This is a genomic window from Luteimonas padinae (genome assembly GCF_014652935.1).
GTDB classification, from domain to species: domain Bacteria; phylum Pseudomonadota; class Gammaproteobacteria; order Xanthomonadales; family Xanthomonadaceae; genus Luteimonas; species Luteimonas padinae.
This window is the reverse complement of record NZ_BMZT01000006.1, coordinates 199,792-217,692: the sequence shown is the minus strand read 5'-3', so window position 1 is coordinate 217,692 and position 17,901 is coordinate 199,792. Positions and strand designations below refer to the sequence as shown.

Annotated in this window: 12 protein-coding genes and 1 pseudogene; 7 read left to right on the top strand and 6 right to left on the bottom strand. The window is 69.1% G+C overall.

All coding sequences use genetic code 11. The annotated features are described in order from the left end of the window. Positions 1–26: 26 nt before the first annotated feature. From IE168_RS08915 to IE168_RS08905, 3 genes and pseudogenes are all read right to left on the bottom strand, one after another. Positions 27–818, bottom strand: coding sequence for a GNAT family N-acetyltransferase (locus IE168_RS08915; protein WP_189497354.1), 792 nt, complete (start codon positions 816–818; stop codon positions 27–29). After that, on the bottom strand, positions 815–1,777 hold the full coding sequence (locus tag IE168_RS08910) for a glycosyltransferase family 2 protein (protein ID WP_229823293.1): 963 nt from the start codon (positions 1,775–1,777) through the stop codon (positions 815–817). The genes IE168_RS08915 and IE168_RS08910 overlap by 4 nt, the downstream gene beginning before the upstream one ends. Before the next feature lie 47 nt (positions 1,778–1,824). Next, positions 1,825–2,280 (bottom strand): annotated as a pseudogene (locus IE168_RS08905) (electron transfer flavoprotein subunit beta/FixA family protein); the annotation flags it as partial. 142 nt (positions 2,281–2,422) lie between these two features. Here IE168_RS08905 and IE168_RS08900 point away from each other — a divergent pair. Genes IE168_RS08900 through IE168_RS08885 form a run of 4 tightly spaced genes read left to right on the top strand, consistent with a single transcriptional unit; the run spans position 2,423 to position 10,281 of the window. Further along, positions 2,423–3,274: an ABC transporter permease gene (locus IE168_RS08900; protein ID WP_225218195.1), complete on the top strand. Its 852-nt coding sequence runs from the start codon at positions 2,423–2,425 to the stop codon at positions 3,272–3,274. Next, entirely contained in the window at positions 3,264–4,658 is a 1,395-nt protein-coding gene (locus IE168_RS08895) for an ABC transporter ATP-binding protein (RefSeq protein ID WP_225218196.1), read from the top strand. Before IE168_RS08900 ends, IE168_RS08895 begins: the two co-directional genes overlap by 11 nt. Then, positions 4,655–8,407: a glycosyltransferase gene (locus IE168_RS08890; protein ID WP_189497350.1), complete on the top strand. Its 3,753-nt coding sequence runs from the start codon at positions 4,655–4,657 to the stop codon at positions 8,405–8,407. Before IE168_RS08895 ends, IE168_RS08890 begins: the two co-directional genes overlap by 4 nt. 56 nt (positions 8,408–8,463) lie before the next feature. Further along, entirely contained in the window at positions 8,464–10,281 is a 1,818-nt protein-coding gene (locus IE168_RS08885; protein WP_189497348.1) for a hypothetical protein, read from the top strand. Here the strand turns inward: IE168_RS08885 and IE168_RS08880 are convergent. From IE168_RS08880 to IE168_RS08870, 3 genes are all read right to left on the bottom strand, one after another. Then, the gene (locus tag IE168_RS08880) at positions 10,275–10,664 is read right to left on the bottom strand and encodes a hypothetical protein (protein ID WP_189497346.1); all 390 of its coding nucleotides are present in this window, start codon (positions 10,662–10,664) and stop codon (positions 10,275–10,277) included. The genes IE168_RS08885 and IE168_RS08880 overlap by 7 nt on opposite strands. Continuing rightward, positions 10,661–12,805, bottom strand: a complete 2,145-nt coding sequence (locus IE168_RS08875) for a hypothetical protein (protein ID WP_189497344.1) — start codon at positions 12,803–12,805, stop codon at positions 10,661–10,663. The genes IE168_RS08880 and IE168_RS08875 overlap by 4 nt, the downstream gene beginning before the upstream one ends. A 100-nt stretch (positions 12,806–12,905) precedes the next feature. Beyond that, positions 12,906–13,886, bottom strand: a complete 981-nt coding sequence (locus IE168_RS08870) for a glycosyltransferase family 2 protein (protein WP_189497342.1) — start codon at positions 13,884–13,886, stop codon at positions 12,906–12,908. Positions 13,887–14,039: 153 nt separating this feature from the next. Here IE168_RS08870 and IE168_RS08865 point away from each other — a divergent pair, with 153 nt between their 5' ends. The 3 genes from IE168_RS08865 to IE168_RS08855 all read left to right on the top strand — a co-directional run bounded on the left by IE168_RS08865 (position 14,040) and on the right by IE168_RS08855 (position 17,899). Beyond that, positions 14,040–14,768, top strand: a complete 729-nt coding sequence (locus tag IE168_RS08865) for a CoA transferase subunit A (RefSeq protein WP_189497340.1) — start codon at positions 14,040–14,042, stop codon at positions 14,766–14,768. Next, entirely contained in the window at positions 14,768–15,400 is a 633-nt protein-coding gene (locus IE168_RS08860; RefSeq protein ID WP_189497338.1) for a CoA transferase subunit B, read from the top strand. Before IE168_RS08865 ends, IE168_RS08860 begins: the two co-directional genes overlap by 1 nt. A gap of 159 nt (positions 15,401–15,559) precedes the next feature. Continuing rightward, the gene (locus IE168_RS08855; RefSeq protein WP_189497336.1) at positions 15,560–17,899 is read left to right on the top strand and encodes an FG-GAP-like repeat-containing protein; all 2,340 of its coding nucleotides are present in this window, start codon (positions 15,560–15,562) and stop codon (positions 17,897–17,899) included. The last annotated feature ends 2 nt before the right edge of the window (positions 17,900–17,901 follow it).

The following is a 17,901-nucleotide window of genomic DNA, read 5'->3' as shown; positions in this document are numbered from 1 at the left end:
CGGTCTGGAAGGGAAGGTCGAGTGCGCTATGCCTGGCCCCTCGATATGAATTCGTGTGGCACGTTGGCGTGCCAGGTGTCGTAGGCGCGGTCGATCACCAGGCCGGTGCGCGCCCAGATGCGTTGCACGCCGTAGTTCCAGACCTGGGTCGAGATCTCCAGCGCGCCGATGCCGGCCCGACGGTAGTGCGCGACCATGGATTTCAGCAGCCGGCCGTAGCAGCCCTGGCGGACCGAGGACGGATCGACGGCGTTGAGGACGATGTCCACCGTCGATCCATCGGCGGCGCGCCGACAGCAGGCGAAGCCGAGCACCCGGTCGCCATCGCGGTAGACCCAGGTGTCCTGGAACGGACCGGGGTGGATGACGTGCCCAAGCGCCCATTCGACGTAGCCTTCGAGGATGGCTTCGGCGGTGAACAGTGGGTTGGCGTGATAGTGGTTGCGATAGCCGGCGAAGCTGCGGCGGACGATGGCGACCAGCGCCTGTCCGTCGTCGGTGGTCGCCGGGCGGACAGCGGGGTCGTTGCCGGCTGCGACATCGTCGCCCGGCACCGGCGGCGCGTCGAGCGCGATCCGGTAGTAGACCAGGGTGTCGGCGTGGATCGGCACCAGCCCGGCCGCGGCCAGGGAGGTGGCCTGCTGGCTGCTGCCTGCGTTGCAGCGGAAGATCGCCACCTCCGGGCGCAATGCGAGGATGTCCTCGAGCACCTGGGCTGCCGTGGCGCCCGCCGGCACCACTCCGCGTGCGATCCGGAGACCGAAGCGCCGGGATTCGGTATCGGACAGCTCCAGCACCCTGGCTGTCGCTTGCGTCACGGCCGGTCCCCGGTGTCTTCCGCGATGATGTAGTTGGGCCGGTTCTTGACCTGTCCGTGCAGCTTGCCGACGTACAGGCCAACGATGCCGATGCTCGACACGATCGCGCCGCCCACCAGCCAGATCGACGCGATGATGCTGGTGAAGCCGGCCACTGCGATGTCGCCTGCCGCGTACTTGAAAACGGCCATAGCCACGATGCACAGCGACAGCACGGCGAAGCCCAGTCCCATCTTCACCACCAGCCGCAGCGGCTTGTCGGAGAAGGAGAGCGCGACGTTGGTGGCCAGGCGCAGCAGCTGCCGCAGGCTGTAGCCGCTGCGGCCCTCGGTGCGCCTGCCGTGCTCGACCGGAACCAGCGCGCTCCTGAATCCGGTCCATCGGACCAGCAGCGGGAAGAAGCGGTCGGCCTCGGGCATCGCGTTCACCGCATCGATCACCTTGCGCGAGTAGGCGCCGAAGTTGGCCGTGGTCGGGTCGTAGACGCTGCCTGTCAGCCAGCCGAGCAGCCGGTAGAACGTGCGGGAGCTCGCCTTCTTCAGGATGCTGTCCTGGCGCTCGGTGCGGCTGGCGAGCACGACGTCCACGCCTTGGCCCAGCGCGGCGAGCAGGGCGGGGATTTCCTCCGGGATGTCCTGCAGATCGCAGTCCATCACCACGATCATGCGCCCGGTGGCGTGCGCCAGGCCGGCGCTGATCGCTGCATGCTGGCCGAAGTTCCGCGACAGGCGCAGCCCGCGCACCTCGGGATGTGTTTGCGCCAGTTCCTCGATGCGCGACCAGGCGTCGTCGGGGCTCGCATCGTCGACCAGCAGTATTTCGCAGGAGGCCACCGCAGTTCCAGCAGCTGCCGAGACACGGTCGACCAGTTCCTCCAGGCAACCGCGGCAGCCGTAGACGGGGCTGACGACCGTCAGTTCGGGAGCTGGCTTCGCGAGCCCGTTCAGGCCTGGAGGCACGCTTCCAGCTCCGGCAGCACCTGGAACAGATCGCCGACCAGTCCGATGTCGGCGATCTCAAGCTTCGAGGCGAAGGTCGCTTGCGGGCGGCCCCAGATCGTGGCCAGCATCTGGCCGGTCTGGTTGGCGTCGTCGTCGATGGCCTGCTTGCCGAGGATCACCAGGTCCGGCGATTCCTTCTCGACCAGCTTCAGCAGGGCACGGGCGGCGGCCAGTGGCTGGACGTCCTGGCCGGCCTCGACCACGACGTGGATGGCGCGGTTGGCGCCGATCGCCAGGCCGTTGCGCAGGTGCGCCTGGGCGTCGGCCGGGGCGATCGTGGCGACCACGACCTCGGTGGCGATGCCCCTGTCGCGCAGGCGCAGGGCCTCTTCCAGGGCGATTTCGTCGAAGGGGTTGGCCGAGAGCTTCACGCCCTCGGTGACCACGCCGGAGCCGTCCGGCTTGACCTGGATGCGGACGTTGTAGTCCACCACTCGCTTGTAGCCGACGAGGGTCTTCATCGTTGCCCTGCATCCCCGGGGGACGGCGGAAAGCGACGATTCTAGCGGGCGGGGAGTCGACCTGTGAATCGCCTGGGCCGCTGGCCGCCGCCTGGCCGCTGCTACACTTCGCCGGATCACGACGACTTCTGGAGGCCTGAACATGGTGGACCGCGGGCCGCTGTTGGCCTCCAGCGCGCCGGGGCAGCTGATGCGTTCGCGCAATCCGTTCGCGGCCTTCGGCCGACACCGGAACCTGACCCGGGAGCTGGTCCGCAACGAGATCCTCGGACGCTACCGCGGCGCGAGCTTCGGCATGCTGTGGTCGTTGCTGAGCCCGTTCCTGATGCTGGTGGTCTACACGGTCGCCTTCGGCAGCATCCTGAAGGGACGTTGGCCGCAGGCTGGCGACACGCACGCGGAGTTCGGCCTGGTGATCTTCGTTGGCATCTTCGTGCACGGCTTCTTCGCCGAATGCTTCACGCGTTCGCCGCGGCTGATGCTGGAGAACGCCAACTACGTCAAACGCGTGGTGTTCCCGCTCGACATCCTGCCCTGGACCATGGCGCTGTCGGCACTGTTCCACCTGGCGATGAACGTGCTGGTGTTCTGCCTGCTCAGCTTCTTCGTATACCGCCAGCTGTCGCCGCTGGTGCTGCTGCTGCCGTTGGTGCTGGCGCCGCTGGCAATGCTCACCGTGGCCGTGTGCTGGGTCACGTCGTCGCTGGGCGTTTACCTGCGCGACATCGCCCAGGTGACGCCGGTGGTGGCGACGGCGATGTTCTTCCTGTCGTCCGCCATCGTGCCCGTGCAGGCGGTGCCTGAACGCTACCAGCTGCTGTTCCAGCTCAACCCGCTCACGTTCTTCATCGACCAGGCGCGCAACGTCGCGCTGTGGGGGCGGCAGCCGGACTGGTCGGCGCTGGGCCTGTTCGCTCTCGCAGGCCTTGTCGCGATGTTCGCGGCGCATGCGTGGTTCCAGCGCACCAGTCGGGGATTCGCCGATGTCCTCTGAGCCCGCGATCCGCGTCAGTGGAGTGTCCAAGTCCTATCCCGTGTTCGACCGTCCGCACGAACGGCTGCTGCAGCTGGTGGTCCCGGGGACGCGCAGGGCCGCGGACTTCCAGGCGCTCAGCAACATCAGCTTCGACGTACGCCGGGGCGAGGCCGTCGGCATCGTCGGGCGCAACGGGTCCGGGAAATCGACGCTGCTGCAGGTCGTCTGCGGCACCCTCCAACCCAGCGCCGGCACGGTCGAGGTGCGTGGGCGCGTGGCAGCCCTCCTGGAGCTTGGTGCCGGGTTCAACGTGGAGTTCACCGGCCGCGAGAACGTCTTCCTCAACGGCAGCATCCTCGGTCTCACCCGGAGCGAGATCGAGGCCCGGCTGGATGACATCCTGGCGTTCGCCGAAATCGGCGAACACATCGACCAGCCGGTCAAGACCTATTCCAGCGGCATGTTCGTGCGCCTCGCGTTCGCGGTCGCGGCGCATTCCGATCCGGAGGTGCTGATCGTCGACGAGGCCCTCGCGGTGGGCGACGTCTATTTCCAGCGCAAGTGCTACCGACGCATCGAGCAATTGCGCGAGCGCGGCTGCACCCTGCTGCTGGTGACCCATTCCACCGGGCTGCTCGTCCAGCTCTGCGACCGCGCGATCCTGCTGGAAGAGGGCCGGATGCTGTTCGATGGCGATTGCGGCCAGGCGGTGCGCGAGTACATGAAGTGCCTGTTCGGCACGCACGGGCCGGACGGTATGGATGCCGCGGCAGCGGTGGACGCCCGCCTGGTCGCGGGCCAACCCGCGGATTCCGGCCACGATGCGCCCGGTGCCGCGAAGGACGACCTGCTCCCCGCCGGGGACCCGAGGGCCCAGCTGCTGGCGGGGGGCAGCCGCGACCTGTTCGCGACGCGCGCCGGCTACAACCGCGCCGAAACGCGCCTGGGCGACGGCCGCGCACTGCTGGCCGATTTCATGATCGTCTCCGGGTCCGAGACCGGCCCGGTGCTCGCGCCGGGTGCGCCGTTCACTGTCCATGCGCGCTATGTGTTCCGGGCCGCGGTCGACCGCCTGGTGTTCGGCATGCATGTGCGCACCGTCGACGGCCTGCAGGTCTACAGCAGCAACACGATCATGGCGGCGCAGGGGCTGTACGCCTGCGACGCGGGCCAGGTCCTGGTCGTGGCCTTCGACATGCGGTGCGTCCTGCTCCCGGGGCAGTACTTCCTCGGGATGGGCGTTTCGCGTTACGTGGAAGGTGGGGGCGAGATCGTCGCCCTCGACCGCCGCGTCGACGGCGTGATCCTGACCGTGCTCGGCGACCAGGCCCGTGCCAGCGGCTATGTCGACCTGGCCTGTGATATCCGCGTCGATCCCGGTGCCAGGATGGAGCAGGCATGAGCGACACCGGCATGCAGCTCCTCGTATCAGCGCCCAACGGTGGCGGGCTCTTCCTGCGCGGACAGGGAGAGAAGGCCGCTCGCTGCGTCAGCGTGGTGGATACGGTTGGCATCACGGCCATGCCGGGCGGATTCGCATGGGCGCGACAGGCGTCCGACGCCAGCCTCCTCCGCATCGCGGGTCGCGAGGGACTGCGCGTGCACGACCTGGGCGGCGGGGCCGGAGACCTGCACGACCTGCGCTGGATCGGGGACGCATTGCACGTGGTGCGGACGATGGACAACAGCGTCGTCCGGCTCGATGCCGCGCTGCGCGAGGAGCACCATTGGCGCTTGCCGGGTGAGCCGGATTCGGTCCACGTGAACTCGATCGTCATGCACCGGGGCCGCCTGCTGGCTTCGATCTTCGGCGCGTTCGAAACCCATCGTGGTTACAAGGGGCGCACGCGCGGGGCGGGACGGGTGATCGACCTGGAAACGCAGGACGTCGTGGTGGACGGACTTTCGCAGCCGCATTCGCTCGTCAGCCATGACGGCCTGCTGTGGCTCTGCGATTCCGAGACCGGCGCGGTACGTGCGTTCGACGGCGGTCGCGAAGTGCACAGGCATGCGTTCGAGGGCTACACGCGTGGCCTGCTGTTCGACGCCGGGCTGGTCTGCGTGGGTCTCAGTGCGAGCCGGAACGTCGCGACCGCTTCGGCGGTTGCCACCGGCACCGTGCTGCTGCTCGACGCGGTGACCTGGCGCGAAGTGGACCGGTTCACGATCGACGCGCCGGAGGTCTACGACATCATCGGCGTGCCGGCCGACGCGACCGGCACGGTCCTCTCCGCCGCCCTTGCCGAGGGGACGGCCGAGGGGCGGGCGCTCCGGCATCGCCAGTCGGTGCTCGAAGCGGAGCGCGACGAACGTTCGGAATGGAGCCGGCGGCTGGACGCCGAGCTGGACGCGGCCCGTGCCACGATCGTCCGGAGCCAGGCCGACCTCGAGGAGAAGACGGCGTGGGCGCTCGCGCTCGACGGCGAGCTTGCGGACGCGCGGGCTCGCGTCGCGCAGGGCCAGGCCGATCTCGAGGAGAAGACGGCATGGGCACTCGCGCTCGACGGCGAGCTTGCGGACGCGCGGGCTCGCGTCGCGCAGGGCCAGGCCGATCTCGAGGAGAAGACGGCATGGGCACTCGTGCTCGACGCCGAACTTGCGGACGCGCGGGCACGCATCGCGCAGGGCCAGGCCGACCTCGAGGAGAAGACGGCGTGGGCGCTCGCGCTCGACCGCGAGCTTGCGGACGCGCGGGCTGCCATCGCGCAGGGCCAGGCCGACCTCGAGGAGAAGACGGCGTGGGCGCTCGCGCTCGACGGCGAGCTTTCGGACGCACGGGCACGCATCGCGCAGGGCCAAGCCGATCTCGAGGAGAAGACGGCGTGGGCGCTGAGGCTCGATCACGAGCTCGGGCAGGCCAACGCGCAGATCGCCCGACAGCAGGCCGAACTGGTTGATGCGCATCTCGAGCGCGACAGTGCCCGCGATGCGGCGTCTGCCCAGGCGGCGCGCTCGAACGCCCTTGCCAGCGAGCTGGCGCAGCTCATCGCGTCCCGCTCCTGGACACTCACGCGACCGCTCCGGTTCGCGGCCCGCCTGTTGCGGGGGGACTGGCAAGGCGTGCGGGAATCGCTGCGCAACGCGCGGGCCAGGATGACCTCGCGCAGGCCCTTGCGCGTGGCCGCGCCGGACACCGTGCCGGACACCGTGCCGTCCGGCGACCGCCGTGCCCTCGCGCCCGCTGCCCTGGTGGAAGGACTGGCGTTTCCCGCCTTCAACCATCCCCGGGTCTCGATCGTCATCCCGACCTACGGCAACCTCGCGTGCACGGTGACGTGCCTCCGTTCGATCATGCGGCATCCGCCGGGTTGTGCGTTCGAGATCATCGTGGCCGAGGATGCCTCGGGCGACGAGGACATGGCGCTGCTGGCCGGCGTGCCGGGGCTGCGATACCACGTCAACGCGCACAACCTCGGGTTCCTGCGGTCCTGCAATCACGCCGCCTCGCTGGCGCGCGGCGAGTTCGTCCACTTCCTCAACAACGATACCGAGGTCACTCCGGACTGGATGGACCGGCTGCTGGACGTCTTCGACGCGCGACCCGATGCCGGCATGGTGGGGTCGAAGCTGGTGTATCCCGACGGACGCCTGCAGGAAGCCGGCGGCATCGTGTGGTCGGACGGAAGCGCCTGGAACTACGGCCGGCTGGATGATCCGGAGCGCCCGGAATACAACTACCTCAAGGAGGCCGACTATGTGTCCGGCGCATCGATCCTCCTGCGCAAGGCGGTGTTCGACGGGCTCGGTGGCTTCGATGAGCTCTATGTGCCGGCGTATTACGAAGACACCGACCTGGCGTTTCGCATCCGCGCCGCGGGCCTGAAGACCTACCTGCAGCCGGAGTCGGTGGTTGTGCACTACGAGGGTGTTTCCAGCGGTACCGACACCGGCTCGGGGGTGAAGGCCTTCCAGGTTGTGAATGCCGGCAAGTTCCGCGAGCGCTGGCGGACGGCGCTCGAGCGCGAGCACTTCCCGAATGCGGTGAACGTGTTCGCGGCGCGCGACCGCAGCGCCGGGCGGCGCACCGTCCTCGTGGTCGACCACTACGTTCCCGAGCCCGACCGCGACGCGGGATCGAAGGCGATGTTCCAGTTCCTGCAGGTGCTGGTGTCGCTGGGCTGCAATGTGAAGTTCTGGCCGGAGAACCTGCACCGGCATCCGGCCTACACGCCGGTGCTGCAGCGCATGGGTATCGAGGTGCTCTATGGCAACGAGTGGAGTGGACGCTTCGAGGACTGGATCTCCGCCCACGGAGACCAGCTGGACGCCGTGGTGCTGAGCCGGCCACATATCGCGGTGCAGTTCGTGGATGCGGTGCACCGGCATGCCCCGGGGGCGCGACTGGTCTACTACGGCCATGACATCCACCACCTGCGCATGCTCGAGCAGGCCAGGGTCGACCCGGAAGGGGTGGACCACGGCATGCTGGCGAGCCTGCGCGACATGGAGCACCGGATGTGGCGCAAGGCGGAGGCCATCGTCTATCCCTCGGTGGAGGAGACCCGCCATGTCGCCGACTGGCTGGCGCGGGAGGGCGCCGCTGGGCGCGCGCTGACCGCGCCGCTCTATGGCTACGAGGACCTGCCGGCACCCGGGAGCATGTCGCCCGAGGGCCGCGGGGACATCCTGTTCGTGGCGGGCTTCAGGCACCCGCCCAACGTGGATGCCGCGGTCTGGTTCGTCGGCGAAGTCATGCCGCTGCTGCGGGCCATGCGGCCTGGCGTGCGCCTGGCCCTGGTCGGGTCGAGCCCGACCGACGAGGTGCTTGCGCTTGCGTCGGACGACATCGAGGTCACCGGATTCGTCAGCGACGACGCGCTGGAGCGCTGGTATGCGCGCTCGCGCGTCGTGATCGCACCGCTGCGCTTCGGCGGCGGCATGAAGGGCAAGGTGCTGGAGGCGCTGCGCCACGGCGTGCCGTGCGTGACCACGTCCACCGGCGTCCAGGGGCTTGGTGCCGCGGGCGGCTTCCTGCCCGCGATCGATGACGCTGGTGCGATGGCGGGACGCATCGCATCGCTGCTGGCCGACGATTCGCTATGGCGCGATGTGTCCACGGCCGGCCTCGCATTCGTCGAGCAGGGATACTCCCGCGCCGCGCTGACGCGCGTGGTGGGCGACATCCTGGATGGCACTGGCACGTCGGACTGAGGCGGCGGTACGAGGGGGGCGGCGTGGACGAGCGGGGTACGGGACAGTGGCGGCGCATGGGCGCCCCGGCGTGTTGGGGGCTGGGGCTCGTTCTCCTGCTTGCAGTGCTGGCCGCCTACAAGCTGCTGCCCGGGCAGCTGCCGCATGCCCAGGCGATGATCGGCGATGCCGCCTACGCCCAGTGCCTGCACGACACGCGCGCGGCCGGCGGCGAAGGCTGCCTTGGCTTCGGATACCCCCGGGGTGCCCCGCGGCCGTTCGGGTTGCCGGTCAACCTGCTCGCGGCGTCGCTGTTCGCCAGCGACGGCGTCGTCTCTCCCGGCGAGGTGCGCACGGTGTATGCGGGCATCGTCGGCTTGGCCTTCGTCCTCGCCGCCCTGCTGTTCCGGCGGGTGTCCGGCAGCCGGGTGGCGGGTGTCCTGGGAGCGGGTCTGTACCTGCTCGCACCCGCGCTGCAGCAGCAGTCCTCGTTCGCCGCGCTCCAGCTCGGGCTGGCTCTGATTCCGGGCTACCTGCTGCTGGACGTGCTGCTGCTGGATGCGCTGCGCGCGGGACGCCGCGGGCGCGCCGCCGCCCTGGCGGCGCTGGTGGCCGGAGTACGCGTCTTCGCGCTGTTCCTGGACGGCTATTCGTTCCTGTTCGCCGCGGTGCTGTCGACCGCCTACCTGGGGCTGGCAGTGCTGTTGCCGCGCGGCGGTTCGCGCCTGCCCGCGGTGCTGGCGCTCGTGACGCACGTCGCCTGCACCGGTCTGGCAGCCTGGATCTACGCCCGCTACCTGCCGGGCGGCCTTGCTGTGATGCCGGTCGACTTCTTCCGCGGCGCGGGCGTGGACGTGCTGACGATGCTGGCACCGATGCAGTCGCAGAGCCTGTACGGTGCGCTGGGCCTGGGCCTCGACATCCAGCCCGAGAATTCCTGGGGAGGACGCGCCAGCCTCCTGGGCATGTTCGTCGGCTACTCCGCCATGGTCTCGGCCGGACTTCTGGCGTGGGCCATCGCTACCCGGCGGGCACGGCGTCCCGGCCTGTTGCCGTGCGCGATCCTCCTCACCGGCCTGGCGGCCACGCTGTTGTCGCTCGGTCCGTCGCTCAAGTTCAACGATTTCCGCCACGACCACACCCGCGTCAGCGCGCTCGCTTTCAGCGCCTATCTGATGCCCGAGGCCGCCGCGACGGCAAGACTGCATTCCGGCTGGATCTACCAGGCCGTTCCGGGCATCCGCAACGCGCGCGTGCTTGGCCGCTGGCAGGTGCTGGCACGCCTGGCGCTGGTGACGGTGACACTGCTTGCCCTCGTCGTCCTGTGGCGGTCAGGCAAGCGGTGGCCGGCCGTGGCGCTTGCGGCGTTCGCGCTGTTCGAAGCGATGCCTGATCCGCGCCTGGTCGGCGAGGAAAGCCGGGCGGCGAGTGACCGCGCCGACCAGGTGTACCGGGTGCACGGCGGGGAGTTCGCGCGACTCGTCCAGCCGGGCGAACGGGTGCTGCTGCTGCAGATGCACGAGGGCGCCAGCGGCAACGAATTCGCGGCAGACACGTTCTGCGCGCTGGCCCGCGCGCACTGCTACAACACCGGAGGCGACAAGGCATCGGATGCCATCCGTGCGGCCTGGCCCGACGAGATCCGGGCCGCGATCGAGCGCCGGGAGGTATCGAGGAACGTGCGGGAGGCCTTCGGCAAGGGTCTCGTCGACGTGGTCGTGGTGCCACATTTCGACCTGCGCCTCGTGGTGTACCCATGGTCGGACGACGTGCCGGATGCGGCCGGCATCGCCGAGGCCGTGGATGCCGCGTTCGGGGGCGCGGGACTGGACATCCGGGCCGCGTCGGGCTTCACCGTCATCCGCGCCTGCACCGCGCCGGGCTGCGTTCAGTAGCAGTCCAGCGTCGCCTCGGCGAGCACCTCGCCCGACTCGGCCCTTCGAAGCGAGAAGATCATGCCGTCGCGAGCCCAGGGCGGGGTCGAGGCCTGTCCGCGGGGGGATGCCCGTCTCCACAGCTTTGCCTCTCCTGATCCGGGCCCGGAGACCCAGATGTCCACCATGCCGGGACTGTCGACCGACCACGCGATCTGCGCGGACGCTCCGTCCATGCACGAATGGGGCGCCGTGACGACCAGCGGCTCGCCGGGTGTGGGGGCGGTGGCGGCAGGCGCACGGATGGAGCGGGGGGGCTCCAGTATTCCGGGCTCCGGTGGACGGTCGACGCAGCCCGCCGGCAGCCAGGCGGCGGTGAGGAAGAGAATTACGCGACGCTTCATGGCGTCGGTCCTTCGATGTCGAGGTAGCCCAGCAGCAGTTTCTCCTCGCTTCCGGCGTCGATCAGGAATACGGGATATCGCGCACCCGGTATGAACGCCTCGCGCATGGGCGCGGGCACGCTCGCGGAGAGCAGCGAACTGGTCGAGTCGGTCGCCAGGATCCTGTCGCCGATCGCCAGCGCCATGTCGCGGTCGGAATCCGCGACGCTGACCCACATGAGTGAGCGGCCATCGGGCTGTGGATTGATCTCCCCCCCGGCCACCGTGCGACGCGGACCCCAGTTCGGCACTGGCATCTGCATGTCCGGCCATGCCCGCCAGCAGGGACGGCCACAGCTGCGCGACGCGTCATGGGACTTCCGCCGGTCGGGTCGCAGCGTTGCGAAGCGTTCCCCGAGCTGCAGTCGCGTCCCGGAGGCCCTGGCGAGCGCCTTTGCACGCTCCACCACCAGCTCGATATCGACCGCCGCGCGGCGCTCGGAATAGGCGGCGGCGCGGAGATCGAAGAACGGGACGACGACGACATCCATCATCGAGGCATCGAACAGCCTCGCGATTGCGTCGGCACGCTCGCGGTTCCCCATGGCGTCCTGCACATCGACGGGCCATTGGCGGCGCGCCATCACCATGTTCTTGTCGCCCCCGGTGTTGAAGCAGAACAGGCGGGCGCGCGTGCACAGGGTGTTGACGACATAGGGATTGCTGCCTGCGTCCGGGTGCAGCTGCAGGAAAAGCACGCGCTCCGACGCGGAGACCTGTCGTTCCAGGGAGGCGACGTAATCGTAGTTGAGCGTCCAGGCGCGCCCGTAGGCCACGTGTCCCCGCCTCGTATCCGAGCCGAGGTCGGGGAGGATCTCGAACAGCGCCAGGCCCATGAGTGCGGCCGCCAGGTACGGTCGCCCGTCGTTGCGGAGCGCGACCACGGCAAGCAGTACCAGCAACGCCAACGCGAGCCGGGTGACCACCAGCCAGCGTGCCAGTGACCGGGCGGTCTTGATGCCCGGCAGTCCATAGACCCAGGCCGTTGGTAATGCCATCACGGCCGCGGCTTCCGGCATGCTGTAGTGGCTGGCGGTGAAGCCTGCGGACGGCGTGTCGCGAAAGCTCTTGTACTTGAGGGAGGGTCCCATCGCCAGGATGACCGCCGCGAGGCCCGCGAGCAGGATCGGAACCGCGACCGCGGCGGTGGCGACGGGGCGCTTGCGCCGTATCGCCTGGATTGCGAGTACGACCAGGGCGACCAGCCACGTGATCCCGAGGAAGTTCCCGGCGAGGCTGGCGCCGTCGCTGTAGGTCCGGAGTGCATCGATGTCGCCGCCCCAGCCGAACAGACGGTGGTAGATGCTGTCGCCCTGCGGCGAGACCAGGCCATACAGGTCCACGCCTTGCGCACGGAATCCGTCCAGTCCGGTCGCGCCCAGGGCATCCGGGGGAATGAAGCCGCGATAGGCGATGGCCGCGACCACGCACGCCATGGCGTAGAGCACCACGCCAGCCAGGGCCACCTTGGGCCTGCGCTGGATCAGGGGCGCCAGCAGCATGCAGCCCGCACCCAGGGCGCAGCTGAAGAGGAACGAGTAGCCGTCGAGGAAGATTGCCAGGCAGCGGACCGCGACCACGAGGACGAACCGCAAGGCGATCCGGCGTCGCGTCGGCTTCAACAGCGCATCCAGCAGCCAGAGGTCGACCGCCAAGTAGGCAGGCAGGAGTGACAGGCCCAGCCCGAGTGGCCCGTACTCCATGAATTTGTTGACGGTGATCGAGCACAGGAACAGCAGCGACGCCGCCAGTGCCAGCCAGATGCTGGTGGTGAAGCGACGGAACAGGACGATGCTGCCGACGTAGGCCGCCGCCAGGAACGCCGCGTACACGAGGAGGACGCTGCCCAGCGCGACCGTGTCCCCCCGGGCGAGCAGCGACGCGGCATAGCTGACCGGAAGGCCGAAGGTCTGCGGTGCACCATGCGGGAAGCCGAAATGCGGGCAGCCCGTCAGCTCCAGCGACCGTGCACTGGAGAAGCACTCCGCGAAGGTGGCATCGCTCAGGACGTAGAGGGCACTCGGCGCCATCTGCGGCAGCACGCGCGAGACGGTGAGCAGGAACAGGAATCCAAGCAGCAATGCGACGGCCCGCGGCAGCATGCCGACACCGGTCCGGCCCGGAGGGGCAGCTGCGATCCGCATCAGCGGCAGGGCGCCGCCCTGGCGGTCGCCAAGCCAGGGTCAACGCGCGGGGAGCGGTTCACGGGCGTTCTTCCGGATCGATGCCGGACCTGGGCCCGATCCCGGCGAGGGTGCTCTGCGCGAGCCGGGCGTTGATGCGCTCGAGCAGCTTCCTGTTGGTCGCGATCAGGTCGGCAAGCAGGCCGCACATCATCGCCAGTGCGCCCAGCATGATGCAGAGGGCCGCGAGGATCAGCGACTGGACGTGGCCGCCGCCCGTACCCGTCAGGTAGGCATGGACGAAACGCAGGCCGATCATGATGCCGGGCAGGGTGAACGCGGCCGCGATGCACATGAAGAAGTAGAGCGGCCGGTACGTGACAAAGACCCGGACAATCGTGATCAGGGAACGGCGGACATAGCTCGGGATGCTTTTCACGAGCCGCGACGGACGCAGGTCCTCGTTCGTGCCGATCGGAACCGACAGCACCCTCATGTTGCTCAGCCCGGCCTGGATGATCGTTTCCAGCGTGTAGGTGTATGGATTGAACACGTTGAGGCGCGTCGCGGTCTCGCGCGAGATCGCGCGGAAGCCACTGGGTGCGTCCGCGACGCTGGTCCGGCTGGCGATCCTCACGGCCCAGCTGCCGAGGTGCTGGAGGCTCTTCTTGATCCAGGAAAAGTGCTCGGTTTCCGCGATCGGCCGGCCACCGATGACCATGTCCGCCTCGCCGGACAGGATAGGGGCGGTGAGCTTGGGGATGTCGCGCGCTTCGTACTGGTTGTCCGCATCGGTGTTGACGATCACGTCGGCACCCAGGCGGAGGCATGTGTCGAGGCCGGTCATGAAGGCGGTCGCCAGCCCCCTGTTGACCGGATGGCGCACCACGTGGTCGACCCCGAGTGTCCGGGCGAGTTCGGCCGTCCCGTCGGTGGACCCGTCGTCCACCACCAGCCACTCGACCGTGTCGAATCCGTCGACTTCACGCGGCAGGGCGCGCACGGCGATGGCCAATGTTCCGGCCTCGTTGAGGCATGGAATCTGGATGATCAGCTTCATGCGGCTTTTGCTTCCCGTCCCACTGGCCCGCGGCTTCATATTGTTGCATAGGCTTTCGCGGCGGAGCGGGCGCGGACTGCCCGAAGGTCCAAGGCGTGCCGGATGTGACCTGACTAGAATATGGAGACACGCACCCCCAGAGGATTCTCGCGCATGTCTCCAGGAGCAACCCGGAATTCCGGCAAGGTCCGGCCCGACGCCGCCTCCGCGCTGGCCGACCTCGTGGCCGACAACCAGACCCTCGCCGTCGGCGGCTTCGGCCTCTGCGGCATCCCCGAAGCGCTCATCGCCGCGCTGCGCGATTCCGGCACCAAGGGGCTCACGGTCATCTCCAACAACGCCGGCGTCGACGGCTTCGGCCTCGGCCAGCTGCTGGCCACCCGCCAGATCCGCAAGATGATTTCGTCCTACGTGGGCGAGAACAAGGAGTTCGAGCGCCAGTTCCTCGCCGGCGAGCTCGAACTCGAGTTCAACCCGCAGGGCACCCTGGCCGAGCGCCTGCGCGCCGGTGGTGCCGGCATCCCGGCGTTCTTCACCGCCACCGGCTACGGCACCGTGGTCGCCGAGGGCAAGGAAACCCGCGAATTCGACGGCAAGCACTACGTCATGGAGACCGCGCTCGTCGCCGACGTGTCGCTGGTCAAGGCCTGGAAGGCCGACCGTGCCGGCAACCTGGTGTTCCGCAAGACCGCGCGCAACTTCAACCCCGCCTGCGCGATGGCCGGCAAGGTCTGCGTGGCCGAAGTCGAGGAGCTGGTGGAGATCGGGGACATCGATCCCGACCAGGTCCATCTGCCCGGCATCTACGTCGACCGCATCGTGGTCAACGCTTCGCCCGAGAAGCGCATCGAACAGCGCACCGTGCGCGAAGGAGGCAAGTGATGGCCTGGACCCGCGACCAGATGGCGCAGCGCGCCGCGCGCGAACTCTCCGACGGCATGTACGTCAACCTTGGCATAGGCCTGCCAACGCTGGTGGCCAACCACATCCCCGAGGGCGTGGACGTCTGGCTGCAGAGCGAGAACGGCCTGCTCGGCATCGGCCCCTTCCCGACCGAGGACGAACTCGACGCCGACCTGATCAACGCCGGCAAGCAGACGGTGACGGCGCGCCAGGGTGCCAGCTACTTCGGCAGCCATGACAGCTTCGCGATGATCCGCGGCGGCCACATCGACCTGGCGATCCTCGGGGCGATGGAAGTGACCGACAAGGGCGACCTGGCCAACTGGATGGTGCCCGGCAAGATGGTCAAGGGCATGGGCGGCGCGATGGACCTCGTGGCCGGCGTGAAGCGCGTGGTGGTGCTGATGGAGCACTGCACGAAGCACGGCGATCCGAAGATCCTGCCCGAGTGCACCCTACCGCTGACCGGCGTGGGCGTGGTCAGCAGGATCATCACCGAGCTGGCCGTGTTCGACGTCACGCCGGATGGGCTGCTGCTGGTGGAGGCCGCCGAAGGCGTGGACGAAGCGGCGCTGCAGGAACGCACGGGCGTGCCCTTCACGGCCGCCTGAACGGGGGGCGCCGGGCGCCGCGGGCAGCTGCGCCTGCGTTCACGCGGGCCCCCCGGCACAGGCGCGCGGGGAGGCGTAGTCTCTGGGGTCCCCGTCCGCGGAGCATGCGCCATGGCCTCTCGCCACTCCCCCCCTTTCCTGTTAGCCACCGCGTTTGCCGTGATCCTCGCGGCATGCGCACCCGTACCGTCCCAGACCGGCACCGATGCGGTCGACCCGGCGCTCGCCGCCGCCGCCGCGGGCGCGCCAAGGCTCCCCGTCGCCATCCACGCGGGCAGTCCCGACCACGGATCACAGGCGGCCGTGCGCGGCGCGGATGCCATCGCCGCCTTTCCCGACCGCGGCGACCTGGTGTCCTATGACAGCGTGCGGACGCCACGTCGCAACGGCGCGCACACGTTCTATCCCACCCGCGTCAGCGAGGCGCACGCGCTGGACGCGATCGCCAGCGGCACCCTTTACCTGACCGCTCCCGACGGAGGCCGCGTGGCGCTGCAGTACGAGCGCCACGTCGAGCATGGCAGCGGCGACTGGAGCTGGATCGGTCGCGACGCCAACGGCGTCGACGCCATCCTCACCTTCGGCGAGCACGCCGTCTTCGGCGTGGTGCCGGATGGACAGGGCGGCTCCCTGCGCCTGACCACCAACGCCGGCCAGACCTGGGTGGCGACCACCGACCGCGGCATGGCCTCGTCGCTGCAGCAGCGGATCCGCGCCGGTGCCGTGGGCCCCGACTTCCTCGTTGCGCCCGAACTGGACGTCGACGACGGCGTGGCCGCGGCTTCACTGGTGTCCGCGGCGCTGGATTCGGCGCCGCAGGTGGGTACTGGCGATCTGCCCGTGCAGGTGGCGGCCGGCACCACCGTGGACGTGCTGCTCGGCTATACGCCGGGCTTCGTCAGCATGCTCGGCGGCACCTCGCAGGCACTGACGCGCCTCAACCACATCGTGACCGTCGGCAACCAGACCTTCGCCAACAGCAGCGTCGCGGTCACCCTGCGCCTGGCCGGCACCCTGCAGGTCAACTATCCAGAGACCGGCAGCAACAGGACCGCGCTCGAACAGCTCACCGGCAGCAACGGCCAGACGGCGGTGACGATCCCGGCATCGCTGCGTCCCCTGCGCAATGCGCGCGAAACCCACGGCGCGGACCTGGTGTCGCTGGTGCGCAGCCTTCGCGACCCCGAGCACAACGGCTGCGGCATCGCCTGGCTGATCGGCGGCAACCAGACGCAGATCACCCAGTCGCACGAGCGGTTCGGCTATTCGGTGATCAGTGATTCCAATGGCATGCAGGCGCCGAGCAACGGGCACTTCTGCGTCGACGAAACCCTGGTCCACGAACTCGGCCACAACATGGGGTCGCAGCACGACAGGGAGTCGGCGACCGACACCGACGGCGTCGACTACGGGCGCTATCCATACTCCTTCGGCTACAAGACGACCCCGACCACTGGCAACTTCCACACCGTGATGGCCTACGGCGACGACGGCCAGACCGCCTATCGGATCTTCTCCAACCCGCAGTCGACCTATTGCGGCGGCCGCGCCTGCGGCGTGGCCAACCAGGCGGACAACGCGCGGAGCCTGCGCGAGACTGCGCCGTTGATCGCGGGGTTCAGGTCGACGGCCGGGCAGGACCCGCGCAGCGATTTCAACGGCGATGGGCGCTCCGACCTGTTCTGGCGCAAGTCGAGCAATGGCCGCAACGCCATCTGGCTGTCGGGCAACAACACCACGCAGCAGGCGATCGCGGGCGTGGTGGTTGCATGGCAGCCGGTGGCCATCGGCGATTTCGACGGCGACGGCCGTGACGACATCGCCTGGCGCCACCCCTCGAGCGGTCGCAACGTGATCTGGCGGAGCGGCAACGCCAGCGACACCATCGCAATGGCCGGCGTTGGCACGGCCGCGTGGGCGGTCGCCGGCGCGGGTGATTTCAATGGTGACGGACGTGCCGACCTCCTGTGGCGCCACGCAGGCAACGGGCGCAACGCGATCTGGCTGTCCGCCAATGCCGCTACGCAGCAGCCTATCGTCCCGCTCAGCCTGACCTGGCGGGTCGCCGGCGTCGGCGACGTGAATGGAGACGGCCGCGACGACATCGTCTGGCGGAACGCTTCGACAGGACAGAACTCGGTCTGGCTGTCCGGCAACTCCGCGACCAGCAATGCGCTGTCGACGGTCAGCCTCGGCTGGGAGATCCAGGCTGTCGACGACTTCGACGGCGACGGCCGCGCCGACCTGTTCTGGCGCCAGCCCAGTTCCGGCCGGAACGCGTTGTGGCGGTCGGGCAATTCCGCCACCCAGATCGGCGTCCCCGGCGTTGGCGGCCCCTGGACCGTGGTGGCCAGTGGCGACTACGACGGCGACGGCCGCGCCGACCTGGTCTGGAGGCAAATGAGCACCGGCCGCAACACGATCTGGCGCAGCGCGAACTCCAGCGACACGATCTCGGTGGCCACCGTCTCCGACATGACCTGGCAGGTCGCGCCGTGAAA

Excerpts from the sequence above, each read along its gene's own strand:
- IE168_RS08900 (WP_225218195.1), top strand. The coding sequence starts at position 2,423 with ATGGTGGACCGCGGGCCGCTGTTGGCCTCCAGCGCGCCGGGGCAGCTG.
- IE168_RS08895 (WP_225218196.1), top strand. The coding sequence starts at position 3,264 with ATGTCCTCTGAGCCCGCGATCCGCGTCAGTGGAGTGTCCAAGTCCTAT.
- IE168_RS08890 (WP_189497350.1), top strand. The coding sequence starts at position 4,655 with ATGAGCGACACCGGCATGCAGCTCCTCGTATCAGCGCCCAACGGTGGC.
- IE168_RS08885 (WP_189497348.1), top strand. The coding sequence starts at position 8,464 with ATGGGCGCCCCGGCGTGTTGGGGGCTGGGGCTCGTTCTCCTGCTTGCA.
- IE168_RS08880 (WP_189497346.1), bottom strand. The coding sequence starts at position 10,664 with ATGAAGCGTCGCGTAATTCTCTTCCTCACCGCCGCCTGGCTGCCGGCG.
- IE168_RS08875 (WP_189497344.1), bottom strand. The coding sequence starts at position 12,805 with ATGCTGCCGCGGGCCGTCGCATTGCTGCTTGGATTCCTGTTCCTGCTC.
- IE168_RS08870 (WP_189497342.1), bottom strand. The coding sequence starts at position 13,886 with ATGAAGCTGATCATCCAGATTCCATGCCTCAACGAGGCCGGAACATTG.
- IE168_RS08865 (WP_189497340.1), top strand. The coding sequence starts at position 14,040 with ATGTCTCCAGGAGCAACCCGGAATTCCGGCAAGGTCCGGCCCGACGCC.
- IE168_RS08860 (WP_189497338.1), top strand. The coding sequence starts at position 14,768 with ATGGCCTGGACCCGCGACCAGATGGCGCAGCGCGCCGCGCGCGAACTC.